Here is a 15,032-nt window from a genome sequence, read left to right on the forward strand (position 1 = left end):
TCAAGCGTTTAATTTGCTTTTCTCTGCTGACCCGGCGGCGTGTGTGCCGTTGTTCCGTGTCAGTGGAGGCGCATTATAGGGAGTAATTCTGAAGCTGCAAGGATAAAGTGAAAATTATTTACTGACTGCTCACTTTCCAGGCAAATCACATCCCAGACCTCAATTCTGGCCTGGTTTTTAAACAAAAACGAGCCGCAAGCGGCTCGTTTTTGCGTTTTGTGACTTACTGCACTGCCACAATTCGGTCGTCGTTGGCTTCCAGACGGATAACTTTGCCCGGAACCAGTTCGCCTGACAGTATCTGCTGCGCCAGCGGGTTTTCGATCTGCTGCTGGATAGCACGTTTCAACGGACGCGCCCCGTAAACCGGATCGTAACCATTTTCGCTCAGCAGTTTCAGCGCATCGTCAGAGATGTGAATTTCATATCCACGCTCTTCCAGACGTTTGTACAGACGCTGCAGCTGGATCTGTGCAATCGACGCAATGTGTTTCTCACCCAGAGGATGGAATACCACCACTTCATCGATACGGTTGATGAACTCCGGACGGAAGTTATGGCTAACCACACCCAGAACCAGATCCTTCATATGGCTGTAATCCAGTTCACCGAAACGTTCCTGAATCAAATCGGAACCCAGGTTCGATGTCATGATCACGACCGTATTACGGAAATCCACCGTTCTCCCCTGCCCGTCGGTCAGACGACCATCATCCAGGACCTGCAGCAGAATATTGAACACATCCGGGTGCGCTTTTTCCACTTCGTCCAGCAGGATGACGGAATAAGGGCGACGGCGTACCGCTTCTGTCAGGTAACCGCCCTCTTCATAACCGACATATCCCGGAGGCGCACCCACCAGACGTGAAACGGAGTGTTTCTCCATAAACTCGGACATGTCGATACGCACCATCGCGTCGTCACTGTCGAACATAAAGTTAGCCAGCGCCTTACACAGCTCGGTTTTACCGACACCGGTTGGCCCCAGGAACAGGAACGAACCAATCGGACGATTAGGATCAGACAATCCGGCGCGGCTACGACGGATGGCGTTGGAAACCGCTTCAACCGCCTCGTCCTGGCCAATCACGCGCTGATGCAGATCCTGCTCCATGCGCAGCAGTTTATCGCGTTCGCTTTCCATCATGCGTGCTACCGGAATACCGGTCCAGCGCGCCAGCACCTCAGCAATTTCCGCATCCGTTACTTTGTTACGTAACAGACGCATCGTTTTGCCTTCAGACTGCGTCGCAATCTCAAGCTGTTTCTCCAGCTCAGGGATTTTGCCGTACTGCAACTCTGACATTCGCGCCAGGTCACCCACACGACGCGCCTGCTCAATGGCAATTTTTGCCTGTTCAAGTTCAGCCTTAATGGTCTGAGTGCCAGAGAGTGACGCTTTCTCTGCCTTCCACTCTTCTTCTAACTCAGAATATTGGCGCTCTTTATCGTCCAGTTCCTCATTGAGCATATCGAGGCGTTTTTTACTGGCTTCATCAGACTCTTTCTTGAGTGCCTGCTGTTCCAGTTTGAGCTGAATGATACGACGGTCGAGTCTGTCCAACTCTTCCGGTTTCGAGTCTATCTGCATACGAATGCTGGATGCGGCCTCATCGATAAGGTCGATCGCTTTATCCGGTAACTGACGGTCGGCGATATAACGATGCGAAAGCGTCGCTGCCGCAACAATCGCCGGGTCAGTGATCTGCACATGGTGGTGCAGCTCATAACGTTCTTTCAGACCACGCAGGATCGCGATGGTATCTTCCACGCTTGGTTCCGCGACAAACACCTTCTGGAAACGACGTTCAAGTGCAGCATCTTTTTCAATGTACTGACGGTACTCGTCCAGCGTCGTGGCACCCACACAGTGAAGTTCACCGCGTGCCAGTGCAGGTTTCAGCATGTTCCCGGCATCCATCGCGCCGTCTGCTTTACCGGCACCGACCATGGTGTGCAACTCATCGATAAACAGAATGACATTGCCTTCCTGTTTTGCCAGATCGTTAAGCACCCCTTTCAGACGCTCTTCGAATTCACCGCGATACTTCGCCCCGGCCACCAGCGCCCCCATATCCAGCGCCAGTACACGGCGGCCTTTCAGCCCTTCCGGTACTTCACCGTTTACAATACGCTGCGCCAGTCCTTCAACGATGGCGGTTTTACCAACACCCGGTTCACCAATCAGCACCGGGTTGTTTTTGGTACGGCGCTGCAGAACCTGAATAGTACGGCGAATTTCTTCATCACGGCCGATCACCGGGTCAAGTTTACCCTGCTCAGCACGCTCGGTCAGATCGACCGTAAATTTTTTCAAAGCCTGACGTTGGTCTTCGGCTCCCTGATCGTTCACGCTTTCACCCCCACGCATTTTCTCAATCGCCTGAGTCACATTGGCCGTGGTTGCGCCGGCAGTTTTCAGCAGGTCGGTCAGGGTACCGCGTGATTCAAGCGCCGCCAGAACAAACAGTTCCGACGAAATAAAGTTGTCCCCACGTTTTTGCGCCAGCTTGTCGCAAAGGTTCAGCACCCGCACCAGATCCTGGGACGGCTGAACGTCGCCGCCGGTACCTTCTACCTGCGGTAAACGGCTCAGCGCCTGATCGATGGCAGTGCGTAACTGGCCAGCATTAATGCCAGCAGACGTTAATAATGGACGTACCGATCCCCCTTCCTGATTTAGCAAGGCGCTCATTAAATGAAGAGGTTCGATGAATTGGTTGTCGTGCCCCAGTGCAAGGGACTGGGCATCGGCGAGAGCAAGCTGGAATTTATTAGTAAGACGATCCAGACGCATAACTCCTCCCATAACAGGTCAAATTTGCTACTGGAGATTAAATGAGGTCATCCCTCAATTATTCAAGGTTAATGACCTGAATTATGTGAAAAGAAAACGGCACGTGCCGGATCGTCTTGATTCTTTAGGTTATATCAGCCAAATAAAACTTGCCATACGCCCCGTCGTCTTGTCGCGGCGATAAGAGAAGAAATCACCTTTTTCGGTGAACGTACAGCGGTCACCGCCGAAGATCTGCGTCACCTTGATATTATTCAGACGCTGACGTGCAAGCTGATAAATATCGGCCAGATATTTTTCCCCCACGGGTTCGAAAGCGTTAACGGCTTGCGGATCTTTTGCCATAAACGCTTCACGAACCTCTGGGCCCACCTCGAATGCCTGAGGACCAATTGCCGGGCCAAGCCAGGCAATGATATTTGCTGGATCGTCTTTGAAGCAGGCGACGGTCTCTTCCAGCACGCCTTCACACAGACCACGCCAGCCCGCATGAGCAGCCGCAACCTCGGTACCCGCACGGTTACAAAACAGCACCGGCAGGCAATCGGCTGTCATCACCGCGCATACTGTTCCCGGCGTATCGCTGTAGGAGGCATCGGCACGTTTAGACGCGTAGGGTTCTCCCGTCAACTTCAGCACGGCTTTACCGTGAACCTGCTCAAGCCACACCGGTTTAGACGGTAAATTACCCGCAGCAAACAGCCGCGAGCGGTTTTCTTCAACGTGTTCCAGGTTGTCGCCGCAGTGTGCGCCAAGGTTCAAAGACGCCCACGCCCCCTGACTTACCCCGCCAACGCGGGTTGAACTGCAGGCAGCCACACCTTCAGGCAGTGGCCACTCCGGAACAATCAGTTTGGTCATAACCAGTCCACTTGATCTTTGTGTTCTTCAAAATCCGCGCGCATGGCGTCAATAAGCTCCACCATATCCTGCGGGATCGGCGCATGCCATTCCATTTGAATCCCTGAAATAGGGTGATAAAGGCGCAGCATGGTGGCGTGCAGCGCCTGACGATCAAACTTGCGCAGTACGCTAATGAACTCGTCCGATGCTCCTTTTGGCGGACGCGGACGACCACCGTAAACCTGATCCCCCACCAGCGGATGGGTGATGTGCGCCATATGCACGCGGATCTGGTGGGTACGACCGGTCTCCAGACGCAGACGCAGACGCGTATGAATGCGGAAATGTTCCATAATGCGATAGTGCGTCACCGCCGGTTTACCCATCGGATGCACCGACATATGAGTACGTTTGGTAGGGTGACGGCTGATCGGCTCATCAACCGTACCGCCAGCGGTCATATGGCCAATAGCCACGGCTTCATATTCGCGGGTGATCTCACGCAGCTGCAGTGATTCCACCAGGCGAGTCTGGGCAGGTACGGTCTTTGCCACCACCATCAGACCGGTGGTGTCTTTATCCAGACGATGCACGATACCGGCACGCGGTACATCAGCAATCGGCGGATAATAATGGAGAAGTGCGTTAAGTACCGTACCGTCAGGATTCCCCGCTCCCGGATGAACAACCAGGTCGCGCGGCTTGTTAATCACCAGAATGTCATCATCTTCATAGACGATGTCCAGTGGGATATCCTGTGGCTCGAAGCGGATTTCCTCTTCGATTTCAGCATTGATGGCGACAGCTTCCCCACCTAACACTTTCTCTTTCGGTTTGTCCCAGACTTTACCGTTTACCAGCACGCGCTGGTCAAGAATCCATTCTTTTATGCGTGAACGCGAATAATCAGGGAACAATTCGGCCAAAGCTTGATCTAAGCGTTGACCGAGCTGATTTTCGGAGACTGTTGCGGTGAGTTCTACTCGTTGTGCCATAAACTGCTTCTTCGTTTAACGTTGGGTTTTACGGCTTTGCCGTTTAATATAGTGTGCTATTGTAGCTGGTCTTAATCGGGAGCAGGAACAGAGTTTCTCCCGGACAAACATTTGAGGAAAGTCAAAACGTCATGACGCGCATGAAATATCTGGTGGCAGCGGCCACGTTGAGCCTGGCTTTGGTGGGCTGCTCCGGTTCAAATGAACAGGTCCCTGACAATCCGCCGAATGAAATCTATGCGACTGCACAACAAAAGTTGCAGGACGGTAACTGGAAACAGGCGATAACGCAACTGGAAGCGTTGGATAATCGCTATCCATTTGGTCCGTATTCGCAGCAGGTACAATTAGATCTCATCTACGCATACTATAAAAATGCCGATCTGCCGCTGGCTCAGGCAACCATCGATCGTTTCATGCGTCTGAACCCGACTCATCCTAACATCGACTATGTAATGTACATGCGTGGTCTGACCAACATGGCGCTGGATGACAGTGCCCTGCAGGGCTTCTTCGGTGTGGATCGCTCCGACCGTGACCCGCAGCATGCGCGTGATGCGTTCAACGACTTTTCCAAACTGGTGCGCGGCTATCCGAACAGCCAGTACGTGACCGACGCCACCAAACGTCTGGTGTTCCTGAAAGACCGTCTGGCGAAATACGAATACTCGGTTGCTGAATACTACACCCGTCGTGGCGCATGGGTTGCCGTGGTTAACCGTGTAGAAGGAATGCTACGTGATTATCCGGATACGCAGGCGACCCGCGACGGCCTGAAGCTGATGGAAAATGCTTACCGCCAGATGCAGATGACCGCACAGGCAGACAAGGTAGCAAAAATCATCGCCGCGAACAGCAGCAACACCTGATAGTGACGTCAAAGCAAAACGGCAGCCCGCGGGCTGCCGTTTTTTTATTCAATTCAGACAAAGCTGAAGCGGTTTAGCTTCAACACATCCTATCAACTATGACCGCAATTTTTGCCTTCGACAAGGTAAATCTCACCTCTTCCTGCCCTGCCTCACAAAAAAGATTCCCTGACAAAAACCGACAAAATAACGTGATATAAATCACACATTTTGACATTAGGACAGGTATGCTGGAATCACCAAGACGGAAAGACAAGAGGTAAAATTTATGACAATGAACATTACCAGCAAACAAATGGAAATTACCCCGGCAATTCGCCAGCACGTCGCAGACCGTCTCGCCAAACTGGATAAATGGCAAACACACTTGATTAATCCACATATCATCCTGTCTAAGGAGCCGCAGGGTTTCATCGCTGACGCAACTATCAATACTCCAAACGGCCATCTGGTCGCCAGCGCAAAACACGAGGATATGTACACCGCTATTAACGATTTGATCAACAAGCTGGAACGGCAGCTCAATAAAGTGCAGCACAAAGGTGAAGCCCGTCGCGCCACGACCTCGGTGAAAGACGCCAGCTTCGCGGAAGAAGTTGAAGAAGAGTAATCCTTTAAATTGAGTTTACCGCCAACGCGCCTTCGGGCGCGTTTTTTATTGACAGGGTGAAAACAGTACGGGTACTTTAACGTTATCAACAACAGGATGATTTCATGAAACTGACGCCGTTTTTCTTCGCATTCTTTTTTACCTTCCCCTGAACGGGAGGCGTTTCGTCGTGTGATAAAGAATGCGAAGACGAACAACAAGGCCTCCCACACCGGGAGGCCTTTTTTATTGATAACGATAAAACGAGACAGACAACACTATGACACCGGAAAACCCGTTACTGGATCTGCGAGTAAAAATTAGCGCGCTGGATGAAAAATTACTGGCACTTCTGGCTGAACGCCGCGCGCTCGCCATCGAAGTGGGTAAAGCCAAACTGGACTCCCACCGTCCGGTACGTGATATCGACCGCGAACGCGACCTGCTGGAACGTCTGATTCAACTCGGCAAAGCCCATCACCTTGACGCACATTACATCACCCGTTTGTTCCAGCTCATCATCGAAGACTCTGTTCTGACCCAGCAAGCGCTGTTGCAGCAGCATCTGAATAAAACCAACCCGCACTCTGCCCGCATCGCGTTTCTTGGCCCTAAGGGCTCCTACTCCCATCTGGCTGCCCGCCAGTACGCTGCACGTCATTTTGAAGAGTTCATTGAGAGCGGCTGCGCAAAGTTCGCCGATATTTTCAATCAGGTGGAAACCGGCCAGGCGGATTACGCCGTCGTGCCGATTGAGAACACCAGTTCCGGTGCCATCAACGACGTGTACGATTTGCTGCAACACACCAGCCTGTCGCTGGTTGGGGAGCTGACAATCCCTATCGATCACTGCGTGCTGGTCTCTGGCTCAACCGATTTGAGCACCATCGAGACGGTCTACAGCCATCCGCAGCCGTTCCAGCAGTGCAGTCAGTTCCTCAACCGTTATCCGAACTGGAAAATTGAGTACACCGAAAGCACCTCCGCAGCGATGGAAAAAGTCGCCCAGGCAAACTCCCCCACCGTCGCGGCGCTGGGCAGCGAGGCGGGCGGTGCGCTGTATGGTCTCCAGGTTCTGGAACGTAACCTGGCAAACCAGACGCAAAACATTACCCGCTTCATCGTGCTGGCACGCAAAGCCATTAATGTCTCTGGTCAGGTGCCCGCCAAAACCACCCTGTTGATGGCAACCGGGCAGCAGGCAGGCGCACTGGTTGAAGCGCTGCTGGTACTGCGTAACCACAATCTGATCATGACCCGACTCGAATCGCGCCCGATTCACGGCAATCCGTGGGAAGAGATGTTCTATCTCGACATTCAGGCCAACCTGGAATCACCGTCCATGCAGAAAGCCCTGCGTGAACTGAGCGAAATCACCCGTTCAATGAAGGTGCTGGGCTGTTATCCGAGCGAAAACGTGGTACCGGTTGACCCAAGCTAACGTTCGATAAACCGGCTTTTCTTCATCCCTGCCACACTGACCGGCAGGGTGAAGATAGCGCCGGAGAGGGGATATTGCGCCACCTCCTGCGCATCCATATTTTCCCGTGTGGTCGTGATAAACAGCGTTTTCATATCGTCACCGCCAAAGCAGACCATCGTTGGGCAACGGACCGGCATTCGGTACTCTTCCAGTTGCTCTCCCTGAGGTGAAAAGCGCGCGATGCGCCAGCCATCAAACAGCGCACTCCAGTAACAGCCTTCCACGTCCATCGCGGCACCGTCAGGTATCCCTTCGCCGTCGTTGAACCGGCGGAATACCTCCCTTTTACCGGGTTCCCCCTGCTCATCCAGTGGGGTACGGTAGATAACGCCGTTTGGCGTATCAGAAGTAAACATCCACCGCTGGTCGGGGCTGAATGCCAGACCATTATGGCCATGAATGTCGCACTGGATAACTTTTGGCGTCAGATCGTTATCAATGCGCATCAGCAGCGCCCCGTTGTAATCACCCGGTGCCCAGAAGGTCCCGGCGTAGAACTGGCCCCGGTGATCGGTTCCCCCATCATTGAAACGCGCAAGCTGCGGATTCGACGGATTATCACAGACTTTGCGCTGCAGCAGACCGTGTTTATCGGAAAGCCAGATGCCGCTTCGCATCGCGACGATAAAGCCGCCGCGTTCGCGCAGGGCGAAACACCCCACCTCTTCGTGGAAAGAGAGCACGGTATGTTCCGCCGTGGATAAATGATAACGGTGGATCTCACCTTCAAGAATATCCGCCCAGTAAAGCGCATTTTCCTCTGCACTCCACGTCGGGCATTCGGGCAGATGCCCGGTGTAGTTCAACAGCAGCTGCGGTTCGGCCATGACAGTTCCCCAAAATGAAAAAAGCCAGCAATGCTGGCTTTCAGTATATACATCATCGCATTACTGGCGACTGTCATTTGCCTGACGCAACAGCGTGCGGCTCTCGCTCTGGAAACGTTGCGCGTAATCGCCAAACCAGTGTTCGACCTTACGGAAGCTGTCGATAAACGCCTGCTTGTCGCCGTGCTCCAGCAGCGTAATGGCTTCGCCAAAACGCTGGTAGTAACGCTTAATCAGTGCCAGGTTGTTCTCAGACGACATAATAATGTCGGCGTAAAGCTGGGGATCCTGAGCAAACAGACGCCCCACCATCGCCAGCTCCAGACGATAGATAGGCGAAGAGAGTGCCAATAACTGCTCAAGCTGCACATTCTCTTCCGCCAGATGCAGCCCATAGGCAAAGGTCGCAAAGTGGCGCAGCGCCTGGATGAACGCCATGTTCTGATCGTGTTCAACCGCGCTGATGCGGTGCAGCCGCGCGCCCCAAACCTGAATCTGTTCCAGGAACCACTGGTAGGCTTCCGGCTGACGACCATCGCAGTAGACCACCACCTGTTTCGCCAGGCTGCCGCTGTCCGGGCCAAACATAGGATGTAGCCCCAGGACCGGCCCCGTGTGCGCAGCCAGCATTGCCTGCAGCGGACCATTTTTCACGGACGCTAAATCCACCAGGATGCAATCTGCAGGTAGCGGAGGAAGCTTCGCAATGATCTGCTCCGTCACGTGAATCGGCACGCTGACGATGACCATTCCGGCATCTTTCATCAGCTCCGGTGCTTTTGCCCAGTCCTCTTTTTCCAGGATACGCACCTGATAGCCAGACAGGGTCAGCATTTTTTCAAACAGCCGCCCCATCTGGCCCGCCCCGCCCACAATAACGACCGGGCGCAGGGACGGGCAAAGGGTTTTGAAGCCTTTATCGTTTTCGCTGGAGTAGGACTCCCGCATCACACGACGCAAGACATCTTCAATCAAATCCGGCGAGACGCCCAGCGCCTGGGCCTCTTTACGACGGGAAGCCAGCATGGAGGCCTCGCGCTCCGGAACGTAAATCGGCAGGCCATATTTGCTTTTGACCTCACCCACCTCGGCAACCAGCGCCATACGGCGCGCTAACAGATCCAGCAGCGCCTTATCCACTTCATCAATTTGATCGCGTAATGCGGTCAATTCAGCAACCATACCTAACCTCTTAAGCCAGACGCGTCGCCAGCTGGCCGTTTATATCTTTGTGGATCTCACGCAGCAGCGCATCGGTGGTTTCCCAGCTGATGCAGGCATCCGTCACGGACACACCGTACTTCATTGCGCTGCGCGGTTGTTCAGATGATTGATTGCCTTCATGAATATTGCTCTCAATCATCAGACCGATAATAGAACGGTTGCCGTCTTTGATTTGTGCGACCACCGATTCCGCCACCGCAGGCTGACGACGGTAATCTTTGTTCGAATTACCATGACTGCAATCTACCATCAGTGCCGGGCGCAGTCCCGCCTGCTCCATCTCTTTTTCACACTGTGCCACATCTGCCGGGCTGTAGTTTGGCGCTTTACCGCCACGCAGGATCACATGACCGTCCGGATTACCCTGCGTCTGCAGGAGACAAACCTGGCCCGCCTGGTTAATACCTACAAAGCGATGCGGCATGGCCGCGGCGCGCATGGCGTTGATCGCCGTGGCAAGGCTACCGTCGGTCCCGTTTTTAAAACCAACCGGCATCGACAGACCAGACGCCATTTCACGGTGGGTTTGTGATTCCGTAGTACGCGCACCAATCGCAGACCAGCTAAACAGATCGCCCAGGTACTGCGGGCTGTTCGGATCCAGCGCTTCGGTTGCCAGTGGCAGCCCCATGCTGACCAGCTCAACCAGCAGGCGACGCGCAATCTTCAGACCGGCTTCCACATCAAACGAGCCATCCATGTGCGGATCGTTAATCAACCCTTTCCAGCCAACGGTGGTACGTGGCTTCTCAAAATAGACGCGCATCACCAGGTAGAGGCTATCGCTGACCTCCTCCGCTAATGCTTTAAATCGACGAGCGTACTCAATGGCGGTTTCAGGATCGTGAATGGAACAAGGACCACATACCACCAGCAGACGCGGATCGCGGCCAGCGATAATGTCAGAAATGGTCTGGCGCGAGTGCTCAATTTGAGCCTCCTGCGCGGCGCTCAGCGGGAACTCCGCTTTCAGTTGATCCGGTGTAATCAAAACCTGTTCGTCAGTAATATGTACGTTGTTCAGCGCGTCTTTTTGCATGATGGCGATCCTGTAAAGCTCGTTTGCGATAGGTGTTTTCCTCGAAGAGGTGAAACAACGATACCACAACAAGTAAAGATTTCAATCCAAAATACGTACACTTTACTTTACAAAGTCCATTTTACTGCAAAAATCAACCGACAAAATCGTAAACATAAAATTACACCACCATTTTCTTTTGCCAGGCTATGCTGAAGAAAAAAGGAGAATGGCTATGCGTTCAATCGCTCTGATGCTGTTGTCGCTGTTTTTATCGGGCTGTGAGATCAACCCTTATACCTTCCAGCCCGACTGGACTAGTCCCAGCTGGTTTGATGCGGGTAAAGAAGACGCCATGAATGGTCTGCCGGTTAAAGATAATCAGACGCTGGCCGATAGTTTTAACGACCCGCAGGTTGATCGTAGTGAATATCTTCGTGGCTACGCCGACGGACAGAAAAAAGTGTGTGAGGAAGGTTTTATTCACGCCTGGGGAATAGCAGGTAAATCTTTCCCGGCCAGTTGTGATACTGTTGAAAACGCAGCAAAACTGCATGAATCATGGCAACAAGGAATGGATGAAAGTATGCGTTCCAGCAGACTTAATTAAGCCGTTTTTTATACGCCGGAATATATACAACTGTAGGATTTAGCTTAGGTCGTACTCAGTACATTTCTGACATAATGACGGCTTTGATAAACAATGGTATTCTGCCGACAACTCGTAAGGACATCTATTTCCAGAGCGGTATGGCGGATTCTGGTGAGAAATTCATTCTTGATCTCTTTGTTCCGACTCACTCTGGTGCTAATGCTGTTCTTTATGGTGGGCCCAGCACCGGCAGCCACGTTCACAGAAACCGATAAATCGGTACGTTCGATTGTATCGGGTATTGTGAGCTATACCCGATGGCCGTCACTTTCCGGGCAACCTAAACTCTGCGTTTATGCCTCGTCTCACTACACGCAAGCACTGAGCAGCGAAGAAGGGCAAAGCGAGTTACCTTATACTCCCGTCATTGTACGTAACGATCAGGAAGCCCTGTCCGCGACGTGTGATGCTATTTATTTCGGGGCTGAATCGCCTGCAAAACAACTTGAATTAATAAGTCAATATCAGGGCAGAGCATTGCTATTAATCTCAGAGCAGAATCCGGAATGTGTTATTGGCAGTGCATTCTGCCTGATAATCGATCATAACCAGGTCAGATTTTCCGTTAATCTGGATGCATTGACGCGCAGTGGCGTACGCGTCAATCCGGATGTATTAATGCTGGCACGGAATAAGCAGCATGGATAAAGAAATCACTTCAACGCCACGTCCAACGTTTAAAAGCACGTTGAGACGAATCAGCATGATAAGCGTCATCATCACCATGACGTTAATTTGGCTCCTGCTCTGTTTTGCTTCCGTGGTGACATTAAAGCAATACGCCCAAAAAAATCTCGAATTAACCGGCGCAACAATGAGCCACAGCCTTGAAGCCTCACTGGTGTTTAATGATTCGCTGGCGGCTAACGAAACGCTCGCCACCCTGGGTAAACAGGGCCAGTTTGCCGTGGCTGAGGTTCTTAACGCGCATAAAAAGCGGTTTGCTTACTGGTCCTGGAACCCGGAAGAGAATAACGACACGCTGGGTGCATTGGTTAGCCGCTGGCTGTTCCCCGACCCGGTCGCACAGCCCATCATGCATAACGGTAATGCGATCGGCGAAATTCGCCTGACCGCACGCGATAATCTCATCAGCCATTTCATCTGGTTGTCGTTTGCCGTTCTTACCGGCTGTATTCTTTTTGCCACCGCCGTCGCGCTTACGATTACACAATCTCTGCATCATGGCATGGTCACGGCGCTGCAAAACATCACCGATGTCGTGCATGACGTACGCACCAACCGCAACTTTTCCCGGCGGGTGAAGGATGGCCGCATCGAAGAATTCCACCAGTTTGGCGAAGATTTCAACAGTCTGCTGGATGAAATGGAAGAGTGGCAGCTTAAGCTGCAGGCGAAAAACGCTCAGTTACTGCGTACCGCCATGCACGATCCTCTCACCGGCCTCGCCAATCGGGCGGCGTTTCGTAGCAGCATCGCGGCATTAATGCACGACGCCTCCGCAAAAACCAACACTGCCCTGCTCTTCCTCGACGGTGATAATTTCAAGTTTATTAACGATACCTGGGGACATGCTGCGGGCGATTGCGTCCTGATTGAAGTCGCGCGCCGGATGGTTGAGTTTGGCGATAAACGTCATCAGTCATACCGCCTTGGCGGTGACGAGTTTGCGATGGTGCTGTACGGCGTACAGTCTGCCGCAGAGGTTCAACAGATTTGTGCTGCGCTGTCGCAGCAGTTTATGCGCCCGTTCGATCTGCATAACGGGCAGACAGCAACGATGTCACTTAGCATTGGCTTTGCTCTGGCGTGGGAAAGTGCCTCTGTGGAAGCATTACTGGAGCAAGCCGACCGCAACATGTACCAGGATAAAAACCAGCGTACAAAAGCAATAACTTAGAAAGGATACGATATGTTAAAGCGATACTTCGCGCCGTTATTTCTCGCTTCGATGGTACTGACGGGTTGTCAGTCACCGCCTGAAGGTAAATTCACCCCTGAGCAAATTGCGGCGATGAAGTCATACGGTTTTAACGAACTGAATGGCGACTGGTCTTTGGGCCTGTCAGATACGATCCTGTTTGATAAAAATGACGCCAGACTGCGCCCGGAAAGTGAAGCGCAGATCCGCACCATGGCCTCTCGCCTGGCGGCTACCGGCCTGAAACACGCCCGTATGGATGGCCACACCGATAATTACGGTGAAGAGAGCTACAATGAAGCGCTGTCGTTAAAACGTGCCAATGCGGTGGCTGACGTCTGGGCCAAAGGCGCCAATATCCCGCGCAGCAACCTCACCACGCAGGGATTAGGAAAAAAATATCCGGTTTCCAGCAACAGTACGGCGCAAGGGCGTGCTGAAAACCGTCGGGTCGCGGTGGTCATCAGCACGCCATAGCCTTATTTAACGGATGATTGTGCGAGCGACACGCCAGTTGCCGCTCGCCAGCGTAGCCAGTCAATCAGCATAAACAGCGCCAGGCTCACGCCCATCACCGGCAATGCCAGCCCCAGCAATACGCTGACCACCACCGTGACGGCTTTTCCCCATCCCGGGAGCGCCAGCCAGCACTGACAAAGCGTCTGAAGCGGATCGGCCGTCGATTGCGCCGGACGACGCATCCACCACATCCGGTATCCCCAGACAATCAGCACACACAGCGCCAGGCCAAATGCGACGAGCAGTAACTGGTTAACCAGCCCGAATAAGATCCCCATATGGAAATCCACACCCCAGCGAGTCAGCTTTGCCATTAACGGGAAATCCTCAAAGCGGGTTCTGTCCAGAATTTGCATAGAATTTGGATCCACCGCAACGGCATCCACCTGGGTCGGCCATCGGCGGTCAATTTCCGTCACGGTCCACGCCTGGTCAGCGCTTTTCGCCGGGCGGATTTCGAGTTTATTCGCATCAATCCCGGCCTGGCGGGCAGCGTGCAATACGCCATCGAACTGGGTCAGATCCATCGTCATGTCGGGCATCATCATGCCGGCATGATGCCCATGGTGTTCAGCGTGCTCATCCATCGTGGCGGGCGCACCCGAAAGCGTGGTGCTCACCTGCGGCGTGAGCCAGTTCATCTGCGCGCGCAATTTATCCACGTTGCCGCCCGCCCACTGGGACCACGTCAGGCCGGTCGCAGAAAACAGCAACATTCCCCCCAGCAGCACCCAGCCCAGCGTGACATGCAGGCGACGCCGGTTCTGAAAACGATTGTTGAGCCGACGTTTTGGCCGGGTATAAAACCACAGCGCAATCCCGCCCAGCGCAGCGACCCACATCCACGAGGCGGCCAGCTCGCTGTAGAGCCGACCAACGTTACCCAGCATCAGGGACGTATGCAGATAATCAATAGTCTGGCGTAGCGGTAAAATCCCGCTGGTGCCATACACGGTCATATCGCCACGCACCGCAAGAGTAACGGGATCGATAAAAATAGCGCGGGTCTCCGATGGGCCAAGCGACGGGTCGGCAAACATCACCCGGGTGGTTTCACCCGCAGCCAGGCCAGGACGAACGGCATGTAAACGCAGATCGGTGCCGATGTTTTTTTCCGCCACGGCGATCTGTTCCGCCAGCGGTTGGAGCTCCCCCACGGAATCCGTATGGAGCGCGTGCCGGTACAGGATATTTTCCAGCTGCGGTGTCGCCACGTACAGCGTACCGGTCAGCGCGGCGAAGAAGATAAACGGGCCGACAAACAGCCCGACATAGAAATGGAGTCGACGCAGCAGGTTTCCCCATGCCGCGCGCGGAGTGCAGGTAGTCATACT

The 15,032-nt window shown here is 53.3% G+C and carries 15 protein-coding genes and 1 other annotated feature; of the genes, 8 read left to right on the forward strand and 7 right to left on the reverse strand.

Annotated features, from left to right (window positions below; genetic code table 11):
* Positions 1-223 precede the first annotated feature (223 nt).
* The 3 genes from clpB to rluD all read right to left on the reverse strand — a co-directional run bounded on the left by clpB (position 224) and on the right by rluD (position 4,635).
* Positions 224-2,797: an ATP-dependent chaperone ClpB gene (gene clpB, locus AX755_RS13725; RefSeq protein ID WP_013098336.1), complete on the reverse strand. Its 2,574-nt coding sequence runs from the start codon at positions 2,795-2,797 to the stop codon at positions 224-226.
* 129 nt (positions 2,798-2,926) lie between these two features.
* Entirely contained in the window at positions 2,927-3,658 is a 732-nt protein-coding gene (gene yfiH, locus AX755_RS13730) for a purine nucleoside phosphorylase YfiH (protein ID WP_062856915.1), read from the reverse strand.
* Entirely contained in the window at positions 3,655-4,635 is a 981-nt protein-coding gene (rluD, locus tag AX755_RS13735) for a 23S rRNA pseudouridine(1911/1915/1917) synthase RluD (RefSeq protein WP_029882082.1), read from the reverse strand. Before rluD ends, yfiH begins: the two co-directional genes overlap by 4 nt.
* Before the next feature lie 131 nt (positions 4,636-4,766).
* Here rluD and bamD point away from each other — a divergent pair, with 131 nt between their 5' ends.
* The 4 genes from bamD (at position 4,767) to pheA (ending at position 7,534) form a co-directional block, all read left to right on the forward strand.
* Complete coding sequence (gene bamD, locus AX755_RS13740) at positions 4,767-5,504, forward strand: outer membrane protein assembly factor BamD (protein WP_013098339.1); 738 nt, start codon at positions 4,767-4,769, stop codon at positions 5,502-5,504.
* 268 nt (positions 5,505-5,772) lie between these two features.
* Complete coding sequence (raiA, locus tag AX755_RS13745) at positions 5,773-6,114, forward strand: ribosome-associated translation inhibitor RaiA (protein WP_008502470.1); 342 nt, start codon at positions 5,773-5,775, stop codon at positions 6,112-6,114.
* 103 nt (positions 6,115-6,217) lie between these two features.
* Positions 6,218-6,343: a sequence feature (Phe leader region), on the forward strand.
* The gene (pheL, locus tag AX755_RS25365; RefSeq protein ID WP_100249759.1) at positions 6,219-6,266 is read left to right on the forward strand and encodes a pheA operon leader peptide PheL; all 48 of its coding nucleotides are present in this window, start codon (positions 6,219-6,221) and stop codon (positions 6,264-6,266) included. It overlaps the preceding feature by 48 nt.
* 30 nt (positions 6,344-6,373) lie before the next feature.
* Positions 6,374-7,534 (forward strand): bifunctional chorismate mutase/prephenate dehydratase, encoded by a 1,161-nt coding sequence (gene pheA, locus AX755_RS13750; protein WP_062856916.1) that lies wholly within the window; start codon positions 6,374-6,376, stop codon positions 7,532-7,534.
* Here pheA and AX755_RS13755 read toward each other — a convergent pair.
* From AX755_RS13755 to aroF, 3 genes are read right to left on the reverse strand one after another with little or no spacing between them, the layout of a single operon-like run.
* The gene (locus tag AX755_RS13755; protein WP_062856917.1) at positions 7,531-8,403 is read right to left on the reverse strand and encodes an SMP-30/gluconolactonase/LRE family protein; all 873 of its coding nucleotides are present in this window, start codon (positions 8,401-8,403) and stop codon (positions 7,531-7,533) included. The genes pheA and AX755_RS13755 overlap by 4 nt on opposite strands.
* Positions 8,404-8,463: 60 nt before the next feature.
* Positions 8,464-9,585 (reverse strand): bifunctional chorismate mutase/prephenate dehydrogenase, encoded by a 1,122-nt coding sequence (gene tyrA, locus AX755_RS13760; protein ID WP_013098342.1) that lies wholly within the window; start codon positions 9,583-9,585, stop codon positions 8,464-8,466.
* 10 nt (positions 9,586-9,595) lie between these two features.
* A complete protein-coding gene (gene aroF, locus AX755_RS13765) occupies positions 9,596-10,666 on the reverse strand; it encodes a 3-deoxy-7-phosphoheptulonate synthase AroF (RefSeq protein WP_013098343.1) in 1,071 nt (356 codons plus the stop codon).
* A gap of 214 nt (positions 10,667-10,880) precedes the next feature.
* On the opposite strand from aroF, the gene AX755_RS13770 reads away from it, so the two are divergent.
* The 4 genes from AX755_RS13770 to AX755_RS13785 all read left to right on the forward strand — a co-directional run bounded on the left by AX755_RS13770 (position 10,881) and on the right by AX755_RS13785 (position 13,656).
* The gene (locus tag AX755_RS13770; RefSeq protein WP_045294704.1) at positions 10,881-11,255 is read left to right on the forward strand and encodes a DUF2799 domain-containing protein; all 375 of its coding nucleotides are present in this window, start codon (positions 10,881-10,883) and stop codon (positions 11,253-11,255) included.
* A 153-nt stretch (positions 11,256-11,408) separates the two neighbouring features.
* A complete protein-coding gene (locus AX755_RS13775; protein WP_028028085.1) occupies positions 11,409-11,945 on the forward strand; it encodes a YfiR family protein in 537 nt (178 codons plus the stop codon).
* Entirely contained in the window at positions 11,938-13,158 is a 1,221-nt protein-coding gene (gene dgcN / locus AX755_RS13780) for a diguanylate cyclase DgcN (protein ID WP_029882087.1), read from the forward strand. Before AX755_RS13775 ends, dgcN begins: the two co-directional genes overlap by 8 nt.
* A gap of 12 nt (positions 13,159-13,170) precedes the next feature.
* On the forward strand, positions 13,171-13,656 hold the full coding sequence (locus AX755_RS13785) for an OmpA family protein (RefSeq protein ID WP_062856918.1): 486 nt from the start codon (positions 13,171-13,173) through the stop codon (positions 13,654-13,656).
* Between the two features lie 2 nt (positions 13,657-13,658).
* On the opposite strand, the gene AX755_RS13790 is transcribed toward AX755_RS13785, so the two are convergent.
* On the reverse strand, positions 13,659-15,029 hold the full coding sequence (locus tag AX755_RS13790; protein WP_062856919.1) for a PepSY-associated TM helix domain-containing protein: 1,371 nt from the start codon (positions 15,027-15,029) through the stop codon (positions 13,659-13,661).
* Between the last annotated feature and the right edge of the window lie 3 nt (positions 15,030-15,032).

Origin of the sequence: Enterobacter sp. SENG-6 (assembly GCF_001605945.1) — a bacterium.
Lineage (GTDB): Bacteria > Pseudomonadota > Gammaproteobacteria > Enterobacterales > Enterobacteriaceae > Enterobacter > Enterobacter cloacae.

What these genes read in the sequence shown, in the direction of transcription:
- clpB (WP_013098336.1), bottom strand. Translation starts at nt 2,797, where the DNA reads ATGCGTCTGGATCGTCTTACTAATAAATTCCAGCTTGCTCTCGCCGAT.
- yfiH (WP_062856915.1), bottom strand. Translation starts at nt 3,658, where the DNA reads ATGACCAAACTGATTGTTCCGGAGTGGCCACTGCCTGAAGGTGTGGCT.
- rluD (WP_029882082.1), bottom strand. Translation starts at nt 4,635, where the DNA reads ATGGCACAACGAGTAGAACTCACCGCAACAGTCTCCGAAAATCAGCTC.
- bamD (WP_013098339.1), top strand. Translation starts at nt 4,767, where the DNA reads ATGACGCGCATGAAATATCTGGTGGCAGCGGCCACGTTGAGCCTGGCT.
- raiA (WP_008502470.1), top strand. Translation starts at nt 5,773, where the DNA reads ATGACAATGAACATTACCAGCAAACAAATGGAAATTACCCCGGCAATT.
- pheA (WP_062856916.1), top strand. Translation starts at nt 6,374, where the DNA reads ATGACACCGGAAAACCCGTTACTGGATCTGCGAGTAAAAATTAGCGCG.
- AX755_RS13755 (WP_062856917.1), bottom strand. Translation starts at nt 8,403, where the DNA reads ATGGCCGAACCGCAGCTGCTGTTGAACTACACCGGGCATCTGCCCGAA.
- tyrA (WP_013098342.1), bottom strand. Translation starts at nt 9,585, where the DNA reads ATGGTTGCTGAATTGACCGCATTACGCGATCAAATTGATGAAGTGGAT.
- aroF (WP_013098343.1), bottom strand. Translation starts at nt 10,666, where the DNA reads ATGCAAAAAGACGCGCTGAACAACGTACATATTACTGACGAACAGGTT.
- AX755_RS13770 (WP_045294704.1), top strand. Translation starts at nt 10,881, where the DNA reads ATGCGTTCAATCGCTCTGATGCTGTTGTCGCTGTTTTTATCGGGCTGT.
- dgcN (WP_029882087.1), top strand. Translation starts at nt 11,938, where the DNA reads ATGGATAAAGAAATCACTTCAACGCCACGTCCAACGTTTAAAAGCACG.
- AX755_RS13785 (WP_062856918.1), top strand. Translation starts at nt 13,171, where the DNA reads ATGTTAAAGCGATACTTCGCGCCGTTATTTCTCGCTTCGATGGTACTG.
- AX755_RS13790 (WP_062856919.1), bottom strand. Translation starts at nt 15,029, where the DNA reads ATGACTACCTGCACTCCGCGCGCGGCATGGGGAAACCTGCTGCGTCGA.